General features: G+C 51.1%; 17 protein-coding genes. 11 read left to right on the forward strand and 6 right to left on the reverse strand.

What is annotated here, in order from left to right; all coding sequences use genetic code 11:
- Nucleotides 1-8 precede the first annotated feature (8 nt).
- Complete coding sequence (locus RFN81_RS02360) at nucleotides 9-1,001, reverse strand: hydrolase (protein ID WP_264497616.1); 993 nt, start codon at nucleotides 999-1,001, stop codon at nucleotides 9-11.
- Between the two features lie 106 nt (nucleotides 1,002-1,107).
- On the opposite strand from RFN81_RS02360, the gene RFN81_RS02365 reads away from it, so the two are divergent.
- Nucleotides 1,108-1,710, forward strand: a complete 603-nt coding sequence (locus RFN81_RS02365; RefSeq protein WP_264497617.1) for a LysE family translocator — start codon at nucleotides 1,108-1,110, stop codon at nucleotides 1,708-1,710.
- Between the two features lie 70 nt (nucleotides 1,711-1,780).
- Here RFN81_RS02365 and RFN81_RS02370 read toward each other — a convergent pair whose 3' ends face one another.
- Entirely contained in the window at nucleotides 1,781-3,688 is a 1,908-nt protein-coding gene (locus RFN81_RS02370; protein ID WP_264497618.1) for an ABC transporter ATP-binding protein, read from the reverse strand.
- 126 nt (nucleotides 3,689-3,814) lie between these two features.
- Here RFN81_RS02370 and kefG point away from each other — a divergent pair, with 126 nt between their 5' ends.
- From kefG to slyD, 4 genes are all read left to right on the forward strand, one after another.
- Complete coding sequence (gene kefG / locus RFN81_RS02375) at nucleotides 3,815-4,360, forward strand: glutathione-regulated potassium-efflux system ancillary protein KefG (protein WP_264498853.1); 546 nt, start codon at nucleotides 3,815-3,817, stop codon at nucleotides 4,358-4,360.
- A gap of 8 nt (nucleotides 4,361-4,368) precedes the next feature.
- Nucleotides 4,369-6,180 (forward strand): glutathione-regulated potassium-efflux system protein KefB, encoded by a 1,812-nt coding sequence (gene kefB / locus RFN81_RS02380; RefSeq protein ID WP_264497619.1) that lies wholly within the window; start codon nucleotides 4,369-4,371, stop codon nucleotides 6,178-6,180.
- Between the two features lie 56 nt (nucleotides 6,181-6,236).
- On the forward strand, nucleotides 6,237-6,431 hold the full coding sequence (locus RFN81_RS02385) for a YheV family putative zinc ribbon protein (RefSeq protein WP_264497620.1): 195 nt from the start codon (nucleotides 6,237-6,239) through the stop codon (nucleotides 6,429-6,431).
- Nucleotides 6,432-6,550: 119 nt separating this feature from the next.
- Complete coding sequence (gene slyD / locus RFN81_RS02390) at nucleotides 6,551-7,123, forward strand: peptidylprolyl isomerase (RefSeq protein ID WP_264497621.1); 573 nt, start codon at nucleotides 6,551-6,553, stop codon at nucleotides 7,121-7,123.
- Between the two features lie 93 nt (nucleotides 7,124-7,216).
- On the opposite strand, the gene RFN81_RS02395 is transcribed toward slyD, so the two are convergent.
- Nucleotides 7,217-7,435, reverse strand: a complete 219-nt coding sequence (locus RFN81_RS02395; protein ID WP_264498854.1) for a protein SlyX — start codon at nucleotides 7,433-7,435, stop codon at nucleotides 7,217-7,219.
- Between the two features lie 288 nt (nucleotides 7,436-7,723).
- On the opposite strand from RFN81_RS02395, the gene fkpA reads away from it, so the two are divergent.
- Nucleotides 7,724-8,542: an FKBP-type peptidyl-prolyl cis-trans isomerase gene (fkpA, locus tag RFN81_RS02400; protein WP_264497622.1), complete on the forward strand. Its 819-nt coding sequence runs from the start codon at nucleotides 7,724-7,726 to the stop codon at nucleotides 8,540-8,542.
- A gap of 244 nt (nucleotides 8,543-8,786) precedes the next feature.
- Here the strand turns inward: fkpA and RFN81_RS02405 are convergent, their stop codons facing one another.
- Nucleotides 8,787-9,830, reverse strand: a complete 1,044-nt coding sequence (locus RFN81_RS02405; protein ID WP_264497623.1) for a CAP-Gly protein — start codon at nucleotides 9,828-9,830, stop codon at nucleotides 8,787-8,789.
- Nucleotides 9,831-10,261: 431 nt separating this feature from the next.
- On the opposite strand from RFN81_RS02405, the gene parC reads away from it, so the two are divergent.
- The 4 genes from parC to RFN81_RS02425 all read left to right on the forward strand — a co-directional run bounded on the left by parC (nucleotide 10,262) and on the right by RFN81_RS02425 (nucleotide 15,849).
- A complete protein-coding gene (parC, locus tag RFN81_RS02410; RefSeq protein WP_264497624.1) occupies nucleotides 10,262-12,529 on the forward strand; it encodes a DNA topoisomerase IV subunit A in 2,268 nt (755 codons plus the stop codon).
- Nucleotides 12,530-12,676: 147 nt separating this feature from the next.
- Nucleotides 12,677-13,414 carry a 1-acylglycerol-3-phosphate O-acyltransferase gene (locus tag RFN81_RS02415; protein WP_264497625.1) on the forward strand — a complete coding sequence of 246 codons (738 nt, stop codon included), beginning with the start codon at nucleotides 12,677-12,679 and terminating at the stop codon, nucleotides 13,412-13,414.
- A gap of 97 nt (nucleotides 13,415-13,511) precedes the next feature.
- Entirely contained in the window at nucleotides 13,512-14,927 is a 1,416-nt protein-coding gene (ftsP, locus tag RFN81_RS02420; protein WP_264497626.1) for a cell division protein FtsP, read from the forward strand.
- A gap of 181 nt (nucleotides 14,928-15,108) precedes the next feature.
- Nucleotides 15,109-15,849 (forward strand): GntR family transcriptional regulator, encoded by a 741-nt coding sequence (locus RFN81_RS02425; protein WP_264497627.1) that lies wholly within the window; start codon nucleotides 15,109-15,111, stop codon nucleotides 15,847-15,849.
- A gap of 38 nt (nucleotides 15,850-15,887) precedes the next feature.
- Here the strand turns inward: RFN81_RS02425 and dkgA are convergent, their stop codons facing one another.
- Nucleotides 15,888-16,715 (reverse strand): 2,5-didehydrogluconate reductase DkgA, encoded by an 828-nt coding sequence (gene dkgA / locus RFN81_RS02430; RefSeq protein ID WP_264497628.1) that lies wholly within the window; start codon nucleotides 16,713-16,715, stop codon nucleotides 15,888-15,890.
- Between the two features lie 275 nt (nucleotides 16,716-16,990).
- On the opposite strand from dkgA, the gene RFN81_RS02435 reads away from it, so the two are divergent.
- Complete coding sequence (locus RFN81_RS02435; protein ID WP_264497629.1) at nucleotides 16,991-17,125, forward strand: hypothetical protein; 135 nt, start codon at nucleotides 16,991-16,993, stop codon at nucleotides 17,123-17,125.
- Nucleotide 17,126: 1 nt separating this feature from the next.
- On the opposite strand, the gene RFN81_RS02440 is transcribed toward RFN81_RS02435, so the two are convergent.
- Nucleotides 17,127-17,867 (reverse strand): NADPH-dependent oxidoreductase, encoded by a 741-nt coding sequence (locus RFN81_RS02440; RefSeq protein WP_264497630.1) that lies wholly within the window; start codon nucleotides 17,865-17,867, stop codon nucleotides 17,127-17,129.
- Between the last annotated feature and the right edge of the window lie 35 nt (nucleotides 17,868-17,902).

Consider the following 17,902-nt stretch of genomic DNA (forward strand, 5'->3'; position numbering starts at 1 on the left):
AAAATGGTTCATAAAGAGGCATCAGCGGCGTGGTTCAAAAATGTGTTAAGCCAAAGAGGAATACGCTGTTCCAGCCACATTTCCGGTTTCAACCAGGTGCCACTGACGAAGCCAACATGTCCGCCGTGTTCTGTTAACTGATATTCAATATTAGAAGGTAATTGTGATAGATCGGGAATAACGTCTGGCGTCATGAAAGGATCGTCCCTCGCGTGGATGATGAGTAGCGGTTTACGAATCTGGGACAGCAACGGCAAGGCGCTACAGCGTTGATAATAGTCTATAGCATCGCTGAAGCCGTGGATACGAGAGGTAATGACGTCATCAAACTCCTGTAATCGGCGAATGCGCTTCAACTGCGAAAAGTGAATCGGTAGTGTATCCGGATAGGCGTCTAGCTTACGGCCGACGCTTTGTTTCAGCAGATGCAGCAGGTAATACTGATAAAGTCGGGAGAAGCCTTGTTCCATCCGACGGCTACAAGGCTCAAGCATCAACGGTGCGCTGACAATCGTGGCCGCGGACAGGTAACAAGAGCTGCCCTGCTGGGCGAGGAGGCAGGCTAGCATATTGCCGCCAAGAGAAACGCCGATGGCGGCAGTGGGGGCATCGCCCAACGTTTCCTGCATCCAGCGCAGAAAATAACTGGCATCGCTGGTTTCGCCGGAGTGATACAGTCGCTTCATACGGTTGGGTTTGCCGCCGCATCCGCGAAAATGCATGACAACGCTCAACCAATCGTACTGCTTACAGGCTTGTAACAGGCCATGAGCGTAGGGGCTGTAAAAATTGCCCTCAAGCCCGTGAAATAACACCACGCGTGGTTTGTGCTTAGCCTGTTCCGGTGCTTCGCTCCACGCCAGATCGACAAAATCGCCGTCGGGTAATTCAAGTGATTGCCAGATGGGTAAGAACGATACAGAACGACGAATTAGGCGTGGTAAAAGTGTTTGCAGGTGTGGATTATGGGCGCCGCGTAGTGGATGAAAGTGGTTAGGCATAAAGAAGACGAAAATCTTGTTGGTGGCTCTTGTATGATCAATATCACACTGTTAGCTTCAATGCTGCTAGTTGGTACAACATTTGGGTCCGGAGCGCCCATAAATAATGGAACTAAGTTTATTTCTTTCGATGTTGGGTTTTTTGTGGGTAGCGGCCATTACACCAGGTCCGAATAATATGCTGTTAACCACTTCGGGCGCGAACTTTGGCTTTATGCGTTCTCTGTGGCTCATGGTTGGTATTATGTTGGGTATGCAGAGCATTTTGCTATTGGTGGCATTCGGCGTTGGTGGACTAATCCTCATTTATCCTTCTCTGCACTTTATCCTTAAAGTTCTGGGGAGCGCCTATTTGCTCTGGCTAGCGTGGAAAATCGCTACGGCGGCTTATGAACGGCTGGAAACCTCTGTTGCGCCTCCTCAGCCGATCCGACTTTATCAGGGGTGGCTACTACAATTCCTGAATCCGAAAGCATGGCTAATGGCGCTGGGCGCGGTGGCCAGTTTTAGCCTGGCGGGTGAAGAGTATAACCATTCTGTCATCGCGATAAGCATCGGGATTGTGCTGGTGAATCTGGTGTCCGGTGTTATCTGGCTAGGATTCGGCACAATGATAGGTCGGCTGTTACGAAGTAAAAAAGCGTGGATTATCTTTAATGTGTCTATGGGACTGCTGACCGCCGCCTGTGTGTTGTTGATTTGGCATTAATGAATAGTGCGGTGATGAAATAGCGAGCGGTTTACTGCTCGCTACTCCTTTGTGGTATGAAAGACGATGCTTATTCATTAAGCATCATCTGCTCTAATTGTTCCTGTGCGTCCAGCCAGGCTAGCTCCGTTTCTTCCAACTCGATTTTGACCTTAGTTTGTTGTTGCAGACAGTCGGTAAGCTCTGCCTTGCGACTGATGTCATAGATTGCGCTATCTGCCAGCCGGGCTTCAAATGTGGCCAATGTTTTCGACAGTGTTTCCATTTGTTGTTCAAGCTTAGTGATTTTTTTACGCAACGGTTGGGTTTGCGCTCTTAACTCGGCTTCACGACGTTTTTGATCTTTTCTATTTTGCGCGCTATTGGCGGCATTTTCTTTTGGTGTTTCGGAGGCTGAATTTTCCTGACGTTGCAGACCGACCAGCCACTGTTGGTAGTCTTCCAAATCACCGTCGAACGGTTCTACTTTCTGGTCGTGCACCAGATAAAGATCGTCAGTAGTCGAACGGATCAAATGTCGATCGTGCGAAACGACAACCAGTGCACCTTCAAAATCAATTAATGCTTCGGTTAATGCCTGACGCATATCCAGATCGAGGTGGTTAGTGGGTTCGTCTAGCAACAGGAGATTAGGGCGTTGCCAAACGATCAGCGCCAGAACTAAACGGGCTTTTTCACCGCCGGAAAAGCGTTCAGTGATTTCTGTAACCTTATCGCCCTGAAAGCCGAAGCCACCGAGGTAGTCCCGCAACTGTTGTTCCGTTTCTCGTTCAGCCAGACGCACCATATGTTGTAGTGGTGACTCGTCCGCACGCAGGAACTCCAACTGATGCTGGGCAAAGTAACCGAGCTTGACGCCTTTAGCTAGCCCGATTTCGCCTTTCAGGGGGGCAAGCGTGCCGGCAAGCAGCTTGATTAATGTGGATTTACCTGCGCCATTATGACCAAGCAGCCCGATACGGGAACCTGGCACTAAATTAAGCTTTATCGATTCCAGAATCAGCTTGTCGCCATATCCTGCACTCACCTTTTCCATTTTTATTAATGGGTTAGGTAACGATTCTGGAGCGCGAAAGCTGAAGCGGAAAGGGTTATCAACATGCGCAGGAGCAATCAACTCCATACGTTCCAACATCTTAATTCGACTTTGTGCCTGTTTTGCTTTGGTCGCTTTTGCGCGGAAACGGTCAATATAATGTTGCAGGTGCGCGACGCGCTCCTGTTGATGCTCGTAGAGTGATTGTTGCTGTGCAAGGCGGGTGGCGCGCTGGCGTTCAAACGAAGAGTAGTTACCGGTGTATTCGTTGAGCGATTGCTGCTCGATGTGCAGGATCTTTGTCACGACTGGATCGAGAAAATCACGATCGTGTGAAATGAGTATCAGCGTACCGGTATAGCTTTTTAGCCACTTTTCAAGCCAGATTACCGCATCCAGATCGAGGTGGTTAGTGGGTTCATCGAGTAATAGCAGGTCCGAACGACAGATCAACGCTTGCGCCAGGTTCAGACGCATTCGCCAGCCACCGGAAAAGGCGCTAACAGGTTGCTGTAGCTGTGACTGGGAAAACCCTAGTCCATGGAGCAGGCTTGAGGCTCTGGCCTGAATCGTCCAGGCCTGAATCGCATCCAGTTTACCGTGCAAGGTGGCGATAGCGTTGCCGTCGTCCTCCTCGTTGGCTGTCTGTAACGCGGCTTCCAATTGGCGAAACTCACGGTCGCCGTCAATGACGTAGTCTAACGCTGGCTTATCCAGGGCTGGCGTTTCCTGATTGACCCAAGCCAGAGACCAGTTTTGCGGAAATGTCACGCTGCCACTATCGGCACTGATTTCACCTTTCAGTAATGACAGTAGTGTAGATTTACCACAGCCATTCTTACCAACCAGACCGACTTTCTGGCCAGGATTAACGGTTGCTGTCGCGTTGTCGATCAGAACGCGCACACCACGTCGAATTTGCAGAGAAGAGAAAACAATCATAAAGCGCCGTATGTTCAGAGTATGTTAAATTGTGGGTATATCAGGGCATGGGGTGTCCTGATTTTAGTCGTTGCGCTGCATGGTAACGGAAAATGATTATTATGACGACGCTTTGGAGGGGGAATGATGTCGCAGCCACCGAGAATTTTGCTGCTGTATGCCCATCCTGAACCACAGGATTCGGTAGCAAACCGGGTCTTATTGCAACCGGCACAGCGGTTGCCCAATGTTACTGTTCACGATCTTTACGCGCACTATCCTGATTTTTTTATCGATACTCATTACGAGCAACAACTCCTACGTGAACATCAGCTCATTGTTTTCCAACACCCTTTTTATACATATAGCTGCCCGGCATTATTGAAAGAGTGGTTCGATAGGGTGTTATCCCGTGGTTTTGCTAATGGTATAGGCGGTAATGCGTTAGCGGGAAAATATTGGCGTTCAGTGATCACCACCGGCGAAACGGAAAAGGCTTATCATGTCGATGGTAGCAACCGTTATCTTATGGCAGATTTACTGCGCCCGTTTGAGTTAACGGCGGCTATGTGCCAAATGCATTGGATGAAGCCGCTGATTATTTACCGCGCGCGCCGTTTACGGCCAGATGCACTGTTGAGTCAAGCCAGTGCTTATGGCGAATGGCTCTCCTCCCCTTTACCCAAAGAGTAACACTGAATATGGACAGTTCCTCGCTACTGAGCGCTGGCGTTTTGTTTTTATTTGTGGCTGTGCTTGCTGTACCGATCGCCGCACGATTGGGGATGGGGGCGGTGTTGGGGTATTTGATCGCCGGGATCGCCATTGGCCCGTGGGGGTTAGGTTTTATCCGCGATGTGGAGGCCATCCTGCATTTTTCGGAACTCGGCGTCGTGTTCCTGATGTTCATTATCGGTCTGGAACTGAATCCATCTAAACTCTGGAAGCTACGCCGTTCAATCTTCGGTATCGGGGCGGCTCAAGTGGTCCTGAGTACGCTGATTCTAGGCGGGGCCTTATACATGACGAATTTCTCGTGGCAATCAGCGTTGATCGGTGGCGTGGGGCTGGCGATGTCGTCGACGGCTATGGCGTTGCAACTGATGCGAGAGAAAGGCATGAATCGCAACGAGTCCGGGCAGCTTGGTTTTTCAGTCTTGCTATTTCAAGATTTAGCTGTGATCCCCGCGCTGGCGCTGATTCCCATATTGGCAGGCGTACAAGGTGACTTTGGCGATTGGGAACGAATTGGACTGAAAGTCGCCGCCTTTCTCGGTATGCTCATCGGGGGGCGTTTCCTGGTTCGCCCTTTGTTCCGTTTTATCGCCGCATCCGGCGTGCGCGAGGTGTTCACCGCCGCCGCACTGTTATTGGTGCTCGGTTCTGCGTTGTTTATGGAAGCATTAGGGCTTTCTATGGCATTGGGGACCTTTATCGCCGGTATTCTGCTGGCTGAAAGCGAATACCGACATGAATTGGAAATCGCCATTGAACCCTTTAAAGGGCTGCTGCTAGGACTGTTTTTTATCTCCGTGGGAATGGCGCTGAATCTTGGTATTCTCTATCTCCACATCGGTAAAGTGCTGATAGCGGTACTGGTGCTGGTAGCCGTAAAAGGGGCTGTTTTATATTTTCTGGCACGCGTTAATCGGATGCGCCGTTCCGAGCGCTTGCAGTTTGCCGGGGTGCTTAGTCAGGGCGGTGAATTCGCTTTCGTCCTGTTTTCCGCCGCCGCCTCATTTAATGTATTGCAAGGTGAACAACTCCCGCTGTTACTGGTGACGGTAACGCTGTCAATGATGACGACGCCTTTACTGATGCAGGCGATTGACCGCATTCTGGTGCGTCGTTATAACGTGCAGGATGATCCAGATGAGAAACCGCATGTTGAAGATGACGCACCGCAGGTTATCGTCGTGGGGTTCGGGCGTTTTGGGCAGGTGATTGGTCGCTTACTGATGGCGAACAAGATGCGAATTACGGTGTTGGAGCGCGATATCAGCGTGGTGAGCCTGATGCGCAGCTATGGTTACAAAGTTTATTATGGCGATGCCACCGAGTTGGAGCTATTGCGTGCGGCGGGGGCAGATAAAGCGCGATCCATCGTTGTCACCTGTAATTCGCCGGAAGATGCGATGGAGATCGTACATTTGTGCCAGCAGCATTTCCCGCATCTTGAGATTCTGGCGCGAGCGCGTGGGCGTGTGGAAGCACATGAGTTGTTAAAGACGGGCGTAAAGTATTTTTCACGCGAGACCTTTTCCAGCGCGCTGGAGTTAGGGCGAAAAACCCTGGTTACGCTGGGCATGCATCCGCATCAGGCGATGAGGGCGCAGGAGCATTTCCGTCGTCTGGACATGCGTATGTTGCGTGAGCTGATGCCGCAAATGACGGGAGAGGTTGCGCAAATCTCGCGAGTGAAAGAGGCGCGCCGTGAATTGGAAGATATTTTCCAACGAGAAATGCAGTTCGAGCGCCGTCGACCCAGCTTGTGGGATGAGAATGGTGAATAATTGCTCAACGTCTATCAAAATAGGTTACAGGGCTAGGAATTCTAGTGGGAGCTATCATGCGTAAACGCTTTATTGCCGGGGCGGTGTGTCCGACGTGCCAGGCCCAGGACACGCTGGCCGTTGGTCGAGAGAATGACGTTGAGGTGGTGGTGTGCGTAAAATGTGGATACCGTCAATGTCGGCCAGACGCTTCTATGACAACACCTGACGCACGCTCTGGCGATATCATCGGGATCTTTCGGCCGGAATGAGAAGACGCGGCGTGACGACATTGCCGTTAACCGCTGACGTTTTTTGATTCCAGACGGTACATAGGGGCATTTTTCAGCTACAATTTGCGCCAGTTTGATTTCCAACGGTAGGAGATATCATGAAAGTAGCAAAAGATCGGGTGGTCAGTCTGGCCTACCAGGTACGTACAGAAGACGGTGTGTTGGTTGATGAGTCTCCGGTGAGTGCGCCGTTGGACTATCTGCATGGCCATGGTTCCTTGATCTCAGGTTTGGAAACGGCGCTAGAAGGGCGGGATGCCGGTGAGAAGTTTGATGTCAATATTGGCTCTAACGATGCTTACGGCAACTATGACGAGAATCTGGTGCAACGTGTACCGAAAGATGTCTTTATGGGCGTTGACGAGTTGCAGGTTGGCATGCGTTTTCTGGCTGATACCGATCAAGGGCCAGTGCCGGTTGAAATTACCGAAGTTGAAGATGACCACGTTGTCGTCGATGGCAACCACATGTTGGCAGGCCAGAATCTGAGCTTTAATGTTGAAATCGTTGCTATCCGCGAGGCGACGGAAGAAGAACTGGCGCACGGCCATGTCCATGGTGAGCACGATCACGAACATGGCGATGGATGCTGCGGCGGCCACGACCACGATCACGATCACCAGCACGGGAAGGGCGGCTGTGGCGGTCACGGCGGATGCGGTTGCCACTAATCCGTTACCGCGCATAAAAAACCTCAGGTTGATAATATCGCCTGAGGTTTTTTTATAGTGTCTGTTGTACTCGACCAAATACGTCATTCACACTCAATAATGGGGCGGCGGCGTTTCCTCGGACTGCGGCGCAACGAGCGAGGTTTGCTGGTTGCGTAATCTGTCCGTCAGCAAGCGGACGTGTTCGCGCAGGCGGCTAATTTCCCGCTCGTGTTGAATCACCGTTTGGTTTAGCTCTTCGATCGTGAGTTCCTGAAAGGCCTGCCGCGTCTCTAGTTGTTCCAGCCGTGCTTCAAATTCAGATAAGAACATCATTCTTTCCTTCCCCCTTACTTCTTATTACCCGCGAGTTTGTCAGAAAGCGGAAACTTCTGGTAGTAAAAATGGTCGCAGTAGGGCGCAATGCCTTATCCGGAATAGGGTGTGTCATTGGCTGATTGCCTTAAGACGGCACAATGGGTGTCAGAAAAGCGTACTGACGTTTTTTTATCAACGGATTGTCGAGTGCGCCGTTGTGTTGCCTGCGTTTGCACAGCTATAGTAGGCGCGAATATATTTAATGATGGCTGGAGCACATCGCTCCAGATGCTGGAGAAATGGATGAAATCACTGTTTAAAGTAACGCTATTAGCGACAACGATGGCTCTGACCCTTAACGCAGGCTCGGTTATGGCGGCAGAGAGCGCACCGGCGTCTGAGAACGCGAGGGCGGCTAAATTCAAGAACGATGAGCAGGCAGCGGCCTATGCGTTGGGCGCATCTTTAGGGCGTTATATGGATAATTCCCTGAAAGAACAAGAAAAGTTAGGGATTAAACTGGATAAAAGCCAGTTAATTGCTGGCGTTCAGGATGCTTTCGCAGATAAAAGTAAGCTGACTGATGAAGAAATCGAGAAAACGCTACAAGGTTTTGAAGGTAAAGTGAAAGCCGCTGCTGAAGCGAAAATGAAGCAAGATGCGAAAGATAATGCCGATAAAGGCGCCAAGTATCTTGAGTCGTTCGCCAAAGAAAAAGGCGTGAAGAAAACGGCATCTGGCCTGTTATATAAAGTTGAGAAGGAAGGGAGTGGTCAGGCACCGAAAGACAGCGATACCGTGGTGGTTAATTATAAAGGAACGTTGGTCGACGGTAGCGAGTTCGATAACTCCTATAAACGTGGTGAGCCGCTATCTTTCCGTCTGGACGGCGTGATCCCAGGATGGACGGAAGGTCTGAAACACGTTAAGAAAGGCGGTAAAATCAAGCTGGCTATTCCGCCGGCGCTGGCCTACGGCGAAAATGGCGTGCCTGGTATTCCGGCTAACTCGACCCTGGTGTTCGATGTTGAATTGCTGGACATTAAATCCGACACCGATTTGAAAGCGGCGGATGGGGCAAAAACCGAGAAGCCTGCTGCCGCAGAGAAAACCGCTAAATAATTAGCGCAGTTATGGTGTGATATGACCGCAGGCCATGTAATGGCCTGCGGTTTTTTTACGTGCGTCAGGCACGTCACTTACGGAGATAGCCCTATGCTCGCCAGCCCTGCATCAGAGGGCGACGGCCAGAATGAGGTTAGATAGAGTCTAGGCTAATCCCTAGCCAGTAGTTATCAGGCACATCGTAAAACCCCGCCCTGTAGGACGGGGAGTATGTCAAAATGAAAGGATATCCGTGTTTGCTTTACGGCTGTCCGGTATGGCGATAGCGGGCGCTGGTTTTGACGCCTTTAAGACCAGCAAATAAGCTGACAATAGCGCCAATTAACAGTGCGAAGAAAGACCATAGCGCGGCTTTAGCACCTGCTGCAGCGGCTTCGGCAGCTTGTTCACGTGCTTTTTGTTTCAACTCTTCATATTGTTGTTTGGCTTGCTCAATACTGGCTTCTGCTTCTTGCAAGCGGGTATTGACGAGTTCTGTTGTTTTATCCTTTGCAGCGATAATATTATCGACGGTTTGGTTAACTTCTTCCTGCGATAAACTAGTATTATCCGCTAATACTTTGGTCAAGCTGTCGCGATCGACATCCTGAGCCAACGCTTCCCCGCGTTTTTTTAGTTTAGCGATGAGATCCTGAATGACCTGCTCACTATCATCACCGTTAACCGCGATGGCTTTAACCGCGGCGCCAATTTCCTGTTTGGCTCCTTCGAGCTGCTTTTTCATGAAGTCAGGATGAAGCGATTCGATATCACTTTTGCTCAGCGCATTGGCTACCTCCTCTGTGAGCTCCTGGGGTTGCAGTGAAGCGTCTAGGTCAATGTCACCAAATGCCTGCGATCCAAGATTCGCCAGCCCCTGTAATCCTCCTCCTACAGCGGAGCCCGCGCCAGACACCGCGCTACCCGCCACTGATGCGACGGAGCTTAATGCGCCGCCAGCCGCTTTTAACGTCCCTCCGATTAGCATGCCGCCTAAGACTACGGTAACAATCAATGTGGTCGCCCAGACCAGAAAACCATGAATTAACCCGTCGATGGCCGCGAGCCTTCCTGCGACAAAAGCACCGAGAGCTAAACTGATAATGATGGATAACGACGACCACACTAGCACGGCGGTGCCGACGCCGCTGACGGGCTCATCCGATAGCGGATCGACGATGGCAAGGCCGAAACTTGTGCCAAGTGTGGAAAGTAGAAGAGAAACGGCGAGTACAGTAATAACACCGGCGATGATACTGCCCCATGAAATCTTCTTTGATTCGTATAGTTCAGTTGTCGCGCTCATAAAATCCCCTTTTTGTCTGTTATTTCATTGCATTGCTTTACGACATATTTAAAAGTATGTCATTAGACAAATTGAAGTATAGTCATGATTAACAAAGAGGTGAGCCTGATTGAATAAGTACAACTAATAAAATGGATCGTTTTATCGTTAGTAGGATTAATCTGTTTCCTAGCGGTTTAATACAATATGATAGGTGATTGAAGGCGACATTGGCTCCATGCATTCGGTGTCTACCGCGTGGATGATCGTTCTCTTCCCCGATACGGATACGAGGGCAATGAACCCGTAGCGTCAACTATCATAAAGGGTGAACGACGTGGTTCCTTGTGACATCACCGCATTGGATAAGGTACTATTCCCGCCAAACCTACCGCTGCTATGGCGTAGCGGAAAGCGTAACCATCGTGTCGCGATGTGAAGGAATAAGATAAATGAGTGAAATGACTCATGACGGCGCAGAGAGCCTTGCGCTGCGCACGTTTACCGAAAATGCTTACCTGAATTATTCCATGTACGTCATCATGGATAGGGCATTACCGTTCATTGGCGATGGCCTGAAACCGGTGCAGCGTCGGATTGTGTATGCGATGTCCGAGCTGGGGCTGAATGCCAGTGCCAAGTTTAAAAAATCTGCGCGTACCGTAGGTGATGTGCTGGGTAAATACCATCCGCATGGCGACAGCGCCTGTTATGAAGCAATGGTACTGATGGCGCAGCCGTTCTCTTACCGCTATCCGTTGGTGGACGGACAGGGTAACTGGGGTGCGCCGGACGATCCGAAATCGTTTGCCGCCATGCGTTATACCGAATCCCGACTGTCCAAGTATGCGGAAGTGTTGTTGTCGGAGTTAGGTCAAGGCACTGTCGATTACACCTCGAATTTTGATGGCACTCTGCAAGAGCCGAAAATGCTGCCTGCGCGTCTGCCGAATATTTTGCTGAACGGCACCACGGGGATCGCCGTCGGGATGGCGACGGATATTCCACCGCACAATGTGCGTGAAGTTGCGGCGGCGGCGGTCACGTTGTTGGAAAACCCTCAGGCCACGCTGGATGAATTACTCCAGCATGTACAGGGGCCGGATTTTCCGACGGAAGCCGAAATCATCACACCCCGCAACGAAGTGCGTAAACTTTACCAGAACGGTCGTGGCTCGGTGCGTATGCGGGCGGTCTGGAAGAAAGAAGACGGTGATGTAGTCATTACCGCGCTGCCGCATCAGGTTTCCGGCGCTAAAGTGCTGGAACAGATAGCCAGCCAGATGCGGGCGAAAAAGCTGCCGATGGTGGAAGACCTGCGGGATGAATCCGATCACGAGAACCCTACTCGTTTGGTGTTGGTGCCGCGCTCGAACCGTATCGATATGGATCAGGTGATGAACCATCTGTTCGCGACGACCGATCTTGAAAAAAGCTATCGCGTTAACATGAACATGATCGGTTTGGATGGGCGTCCCGGCGTAAAAGGGCTGGTTGACATCCTCGGCGAATGGCTGACATTTCGTCGAGACACGGTACGTCGGCGCCTGAATTATCGTCTGGAGAAAGTGCTTAAGCGCCTGCATATTCTGGAAGGTTTGTTGATCGCATTCCTGAATATTGATGAAGTGATTCACATCATTCGTACGGAAGATGAGCCGAAGCCCGTTCTGATGCGACAGTTTAGCCTGAGTGAAACACAGGCCGAAGCGATCCTTGAGTTGAAATTACGCCATCTGGCCAAGTTGGAAGAGGTGAAAATTCGCGGTGAGCAGAGCGATTTGGCCAAAGAACGCGATCGACTGCAAGCGCTTTTGGCGTCGGAGCGTAAGCTTAGTAATCTGATTAAGAAAGAGATTCAGGCGGATGCACTCGCTTATGGCGACGAGCGCCGTTCGCCGTTGCGTGAGCGCAGCGAAGCAAAAGCGATGAGCGAACATGACTTTGTGCCGTCTGAACCGGTTACCATCGTGCTGTCAGAAATGGGTTGGGTACGCAGCGCTAAAGGGCATGATATCGATCCGGCCGGCCTCAGCTACAAGGCGGGTGATAGCTTCCGCGCCGCAGCGAAAGGCAAGAGCAACCAGCCCGTGGTGTTTATTGACTCGACGGGCCGTAGTTATGCGTTGGATCCGATCACCATGCCTTCCGCGCGTGGCCAAGGGGAACCGCTAACGGGCAAGCTCACATTGCCACCTGGCGCGACGATTGAACAGGTGCTGATGGCCGCAGACGATCAGCCGCTTCTCATGGCATCGGATGCAGGCTATGGCTTCGTCTGTACCTTCAACGATCTGGTGGCGCGTAATCGCGCAGGTAAAGCAATCATTACGCTACCGGATAATGCGAAGGCGCTGGCGCCCATTGAGATTCATGGTGACGATCATCTACTCATGGCGATTACTGCCGCTGGACGAATGCTGCTGTTCCCGGTTTCCGATTTGCCGCAGTTGTCGAAAGGTAAAGGCAACAAGATTGTAGCTATCTCTCCGGCTGATTTGGCTGAAGGTAAAGATCGCTTGGCCTGGCTCTACGTATTACCGCCACAAGCTTCCGTTACGCTCTATTTTGGTAAGCGTAAGCTAGTGTTACGCCCTAATGAGCTTCAGAAGTATCAGGGTGAGCGTGGTCGAAAGGGAACGCTGTTACGTGGGCTGCAACGCATCGATCGCATTGAGGTAGAGGCGCCACCGCAACGTCACGCCAACAGCGAAGAATAACTCCTCCGTATTGCCTGAGTGTTGAGAAAGGCGGTGTCACACTGCCTTTCTGGGGGGCTTTGTTACCATTTCGCCGCCATTTGAGTCGCCGTGTGTTTTAGCGCGAAACCGCTATACTAGCGGCGGCGGTCGGCTAATGAGGTTACTATGTTATCCATTTTGCGTTTTTTTATTGTCGTTGTGTTTTCACTTTTGGTCTGTATTTTGGGCTTGATTTACTGCCTGTTTAGCCCAAGAGATCCGCGTCATGTGGCCACTTTTGGTCATCTTTTTGGTCGACTGTCCAGTGTGTTTGGGCTGCAAGTTGAAACGCGGATACCAGAAGAAGCCGCGCATTACGGTAACTGCATCTACATTGCCAATCATCAGAATAATTACGACATGGTGACCGTATCCAAAATGGTTCAGCCGCGAACCGTAACCGTGGGTAAGAAAAGCTTATTATGGATCCCATTTTTTGGGCCGCTTTATTGGTTAACGGGAAATTTACTGATCGATCGAGAGAACCGCGCTAAAGCGCATGGCACTATCGCTCAGGTGGTGAAGTATATTAAAGAGCGTAATGCCTCTATCTGGATGTTCCCAGAAGGGACCCGAAGCCGAGGGCGTGGCTTGCTCCCTTTCAAAACCGGCGCTTTTCATGCCGCGATTAGCGCGGGTGTGCCAATCGTGCCGATTTGTGTTTCCAACACCAGTAATAAAGTAAAATTGAACCGCTGGAATAACGGCCTCGTTATCATCGAAATGCTACCGCCCATTGATACCCGTGCGTATACCAAAGAGCAAGTGCGTGAGTTGGCAGCACACTGCCACGATATCATGGCCGCTAAGATTGCGGCATTAGATGCGGAAGTCGCCGAGCGCGAGATGGCAAATAAAAAATAGGTTCCACATCGGGTTTACACCATCGGTGAATCATTCCTTCCGAAGATGGCATCGGAAGTTAAATGTTGCTTACGGTTAATGGATTTACGGAGTCATTATGTCACTCAGCCGACGTCAGTTTATTCAGGCATCGGGCCTGGCGTTATGTGCGGGTATGATGCCATTGGGAGCGAAAGCCAGTGGCAATGGCATCGCGTTGCCAATTCCCCCTTTACTGGAGTCGCGTCGTGGGCAGCCTCTTTTTTTGACTATGCAGCGTGCTCATTGGGCCTTTTCTGAAGGCCATAAAACCGCGATTTGGGGTATCAATGGCCGCTATCTTGGGCCGACAGTACGCGTGTATGAAGGCGATGATGTTAAGCTGATTTATAGCAACCGACTGACAGAACCCGTTGCAATGACGGTTGGCGGTCTGCTAGTGCCCGGCCCGCTGATGGGGGGCGCTTCCCGTATTATTTCTCCTGGCGCCGACTGGTCGCCGGTCTTGCCTATTCGCCAACCGTCGGCAACCTGCTGGTATCATGCCAGTACGCCTAACCGGATGGCGCAACATATTTATAATGGCTTGGCAGGACTATGGCTGATTGAAGATCGCATCAGTAAATCCCTGCCGCTTCCCAGCCACTACGGCGTTGATGATTTTCCCCTGATTATTCAGGATAAGCGTCTGGATAATTTTGGCGTCCCGCTCTATGATCCGCCCGCCAATGGCGGCTTTATGGGCGATTCATTGTTAGTTAATGGTGTCCAAAATCCTTTTGTTGAGGTTGCTCGCGGTTGGGTGCGCCTGAGATTACTGAACGCGTCAAATTCCCGCCGCTATGTCATGCGCTTGAGCGATGGTCGGCCAATGCATGTGATTGCCAGCGATCAAGGGTTATTGCCGGCGCCGATGGCGGTAAACCAACTTTCTCTCGCTCCCGGTGAACGACGCGAAATCGTGATCGATATGTCGCAAGGTGAAGACGTTACGCTAACGGCTGGTGAGTCAGCCGGGATTATGGATCGTCTACGCGGCCTCTTTGAACCTTCCAGCATTCTGATTTCTACTCAAATACTCACGCTGAGGCCAACGGGATTATTGTCGTTAGTCACTGACAATCTCCCGATGCGCTTGCTGGCGGACAATATTATTGAAGGCCATATCAGCCGCACGCGTGAGTTTCGTTTGGGTGACCGCCTGCCTGGCATCAATGGCGCAATGTGGGATATGTCGCGCGCCGATGTACAAACTCATCTTGGCCGCTGCGAGCGCTGGATTATCCACGCCGATACGCCGCAAGCCTTCCATATTCAAGGCGTGAAGTTTCTGGTGCGTAGCGCGAACGGTAGCCCGCCTACGGTGGAAGATAGCGGATGGAAAGATACTGTATGGGTGGATAGCGACGTTGAACTGCTCGTTTATTTTATGCAGCCCTCCTCACTGGCTTTCCCTTTTCTGTATTACAGCCAGACGTTGGAATTGGCCGATCGTGGTTCGACGGGGCAGATCATCGTACAGCCTGAGACCTAAACCCCGCTTAATGTGCTATTCGTGCAAGCTGTGATTAAAGATACAGCGACGTGCGGACGATACCCTAATGACATACGTTTAACATTAGGGCGTTTCGCTTCCTTATTAATTAAGGAAGCCAGGTTCATTTCCGTTTGCGCCTGTACGCCGCAATCATCGTGTCATTTAAAGAGGCGGTACTATGCGGGAATTATTGCTTTGGGTCAGAGATCAACTGGCTAAGGCATCATCGTCAGCGCCTCGCTATATGCAGCTCGCGTCGTTGCTGGAATCAGAGATCGGCCATCGTAAGTTATTGTCAGGCCAATTCTTACCCGCGGAAAGATTGATGGCTCAGCAGTTAGGACTATCGCGCGTGACGGTGTCTCGTTCTCTATCGCTACTGGAAAAAAAGGGGTTGATTGTTCGTCAGCAGGGCGTAGGAACCCGCATCGCTCAGCGGCTCGAATATGTGCTGAGTGCTGGAGATGAGGGATTCACGGCATTGGTGCTAAAGCAAGGGGGCGTTGCGGGGAGTCTTTGGGTAGAGAAAACTATAAAGGTTCTACCGGCTGCCATCGCGGCGAAAATGTCGCTGCCGGAAGCGGAATCTGTCACCTACCTGCAACGTGTCCGGCTTAGCAATGGCGAGCCAGTTTCACTGGAAACAACATGGATACCGCGGCCATTTTTGCCAGATCCGGGCGAGCTTGAGCAGTCCCTCTACCAATATTGGTTGGCGCGGGGGATCACACCGGACAAAAAGCGCTATCGTTTCAAAGCGATGGCGTGCTCAGCAGAGATTGCGGCACGTCTCGATATCGCAGTCGCTGCGCCCGTACTGTATTGCCAACTGCACGTTTATAACGAACAGGGTGAACTGCTTGAATACAGTGAAGCATATTGCCGTAGCGATGTGTATGAAATCCAGTTTGCCGATTAAAAAATAGGCCAGCACGGGCATGCTGGCATCTCAGAAAACTAGTCATTTCTCGGCTTGTCAGGATCCGACCCTAGTCGCTTTCCGCAGTCCAGCTTGGCAATATCACTCAATTCATCTTTATCCAGACGGAAATCGAATACTTCAAAGTTTTCCTTAATGCGCGCTGGCGTAACCGATTTAGGGATAACCACCAGCCCACTGTCAAGATGCCAGCGGATCACGATTTGTGCGGGCGTTTTGCCATATTTTGCGGCCAATTTACGGATCACCGGATGGTCAAAAACACCTTCTCCTCCCTGTGCAAGCGGGCTCCATGACTCCGTCTGGATGTGATGCGTAGCATTCCAGGCGTGGAGTTGTTTTTGCTGGAGAAGTGGATGCAGCTCGATTTGATCGATAACCGGCAGTACCCCGGTCTCTTCCTGTAATCGCTGTAAATGGTGAATGTGGAAATTGCTGACGCCGATACTTTTTACCAAGCCCTGTTCCTGAAGTTTGATGAGCCCTCGCCAAGCATCCACGAAGGTATTTTGCTGTGGAAGCGGCCAGTGGATCAGATAGAGGTCGACATAATCTAACCGAAGTTTCCTCAGACTTTCTTCCAGCGCTTTTTGCGGATGGAGATGATCGCTGTTCCAGAGTTTGGTGGTAATAAATACCTCTTCACGTGGTAGATTAGCGGCACTGAGCGCTTGACCAACGGCATCTTCATTCTTATAAATCGCGGCGGTGTCGATGGCTCGATAACCGAGCGACAATGCTTCTGTCACGGCTTTTACCGTGTCTTCACTGCTCGCGCGCCAGACACCAAGGCCCAACTGGGGCATGATATTGCCGTCCGCCAGCTTAACTTTTGGTTGTGTCATCTCATTCTCCTTTTATATCCGTTAATCCATCAACGCGTTATAGCATTAATTGGATGGATAACCTGTTCCTATTACGCTCATAAAATTATGATCATAAAACCATTAACTTCCACGTAAGAACAGGTATATGTCATGTAGATTAGTATAAAAAATAGCCACCCATAGCATAAGACAATAAAGCGAACGGCGGGTTCCCCTTGCCAGGCACTGTATCGAGACCGAGCAACGCCATCGTGTTTTCTCCGATAACCCGAATGAGAGGGGGAACGCCGTTAATGCGCCGCCTGATGATTGGCGGCGGCTGGGAGTGGGCATCCCACACGCTTCATGCTGTTGTCAGTCATCAAGATTTGGAGAGTGGCAGGCGTTACGTTCGCCTGCCAGAGCATGAAGCGTGGAATGCGGCATAGACTACTGATCCAGTTTAAAGCCCTGCTGGAGGATCGCGGGCAGGACTTTTGGAAAATAAATATGCTGATAGTAACTGGCGGTGTTGTTCCCCCAGTCTTCGCCGTCTGTGCGGCCGGTTTGTTGCCAATGTGTCATCAGCGTCTGGTTGTATTGCCTGATTGCTTCGGGCAGAACCTCCTGATGATAGGTTTCATCATGGCGGAATGACGTTAGCGGCAGGCGAGGTTTCTGATGTGCGGGATTATCCACGTAGCCTATCGTCAGGCCGACGACCGGGAACGTCAGTTCAGGCAGCGCCAGAAGGTCGATCATCGCCTGTGGCTCACGACGAATGCCACCAATTGGGACGATGCCTAACCCAAAAGAGCGTGCGGCTGCCATGAGCGTGCCGAGGGCAATGCCGACATCCGTCGTACCGGAGATCAGGCTTTCGATGCTTTCATGCGCATGCTGCTGCTTGCCGCTCATCGCAATGCCGACCTGCGTTTTGTGCATATCCAGCACGACGGTGATGAACACAGGCGCTTTTGCTATCCAGGGTTGCCCGCCCGCCAGCTCGGCAATACGCGCTCTGCGTTCCGGATCGCGAGTTACGATGAGCGACACTTGCTGAGAGTTCACGGATGTGGGCGCCAAATGAGCGGACTGAATAATCGCATCCAGAATGTCATCTGGAATATCTTTATCAAGATAGCTACGTTCACTGCGGTGTGAGGTGAACAATTCAATCGTTTTATTCATGTCTTACCTCAAATGATGAAGGGATGAATACAGGT

Origin of the sequence: Pectobacterium cacticida (assembly GCF_036885195.1) — a bacterium.
Taxonomy (GTDB): domain Bacteria; phylum Pseudomonadota; class Gammaproteobacteria; order Enterobacterales; family Enterobacteriaceae; genus Pectobacterium; species Pectobacterium cacticida.

Excerpts from the sequence above, each read along its gene's own strand:
- RFN81_RS02435 (WP_264497629.1), top strand. The coding sequence starts at position 16,991 with ATGCGCCGCCTGATGATTGGCGGCGGCTGGGAGTGGGCATCCCACACG.
- slyD (WP_264497621.1), top strand. The coding sequence starts at position 6,551 with ATGAAAGTAGCAAAAGATCGGGTGGTCAGTCTGGCCTACCAGGTACGT.
- fkpA (WP_264497622.1), top strand. The coding sequence starts at position 7,724 with ATGAAATCACTGTTTAAAGTAACGCTATTAGCGACAACGATGGCTCTG.
- RFN81_RS02365 (WP_264497617.1), top strand. The coding sequence starts at position 1,108 with ATGGAACTAAGTTTATTTCTTTCGATGTTGGGTTTTTTGTGGGTAGCG.
- RFN81_RS02405 (WP_264497623.1), bottom strand. The coding sequence starts at position 9,830 with ATGAGCGCGACAACTGAACTATACGAATCAAAGAAGATTTCATGGGGC.
- kefG (WP_264498853.1), top strand. The coding sequence starts at position 3,815 with ATGTCGCAGCCACCGAGAATTTTGCTGCTGTATGCCCATCCTGAACCA.
- dkgA (WP_264497628.1), bottom strand. The coding sequence starts at position 16,715 with ATGACACAACCAAAAGTTAAGCTGGCGGACGGCAATATCATGCCCCAG.
- RFN81_RS02385 (WP_264497620.1), top strand. The coding sequence starts at position 6,237 with ATGCGTAAACGCTTTATTGCCGGGGCGGTGTGTCCGACGTGCCAGGCC.
- RFN81_RS02395 (WP_264498854.1), bottom strand. The coding sequence starts at position 7,435 with ATGTTCTTATCTGAATTTGAAGCACGGCTGGAACAACTAGAGACGCGG.
- ftsP (WP_264497626.1), top strand. The coding sequence starts at position 13,512 with ATGTCACTCAGCCGACGTCAGTTTATTCAGGCATCGGGCCTGGCGTTA.
- RFN81_RS02440 (WP_264497630.1), bottom strand. The coding sequence starts at position 17,867 with ATGAATAAAACGATTGAATTGTTCACCTCACACCGCAGTGAACGTAGC.
- RFN81_RS02415 (WP_264497625.1), top strand. The coding sequence starts at position 12,677 with ATGTTATCCATTTTGCGTTTTTTTATTGTCGTTGTGTTTTCACTTTTG.
- RFN81_RS02370 (WP_264497618.1), bottom strand. The coding sequence starts at position 3,688 with ATGATTGTTTTCTCTTCTCTGCAAATTCGACGTGGTGTGCGCGTTCTG.
- RFN81_RS02425 (WP_264497627.1), top strand. The coding sequence starts at position 15,109 with ATGCGGGAATTATTGCTTTGGGTCAGAGATCAACTGGCTAAGGCATCA.
- kefB (WP_264497619.1), top strand. The coding sequence starts at position 4,369 with ATGGACAGTTCCTCGCTACTGAGCGCTGGCGTTTTGTTTTTATTTGTG.
- parC (WP_264497624.1), top strand. The coding sequence starts at position 10,262 with ATGAGTGAAATGACTCATGACGGCGCAGAGAGCCTTGCGCTGCGCACG.
- RFN81_RS02360 (WP_264497616.1), bottom strand. The coding sequence starts at position 1,001 with ATGCCTAACCACTTTCATCCACTACGCGGCGCCCATAATCCACACCTG.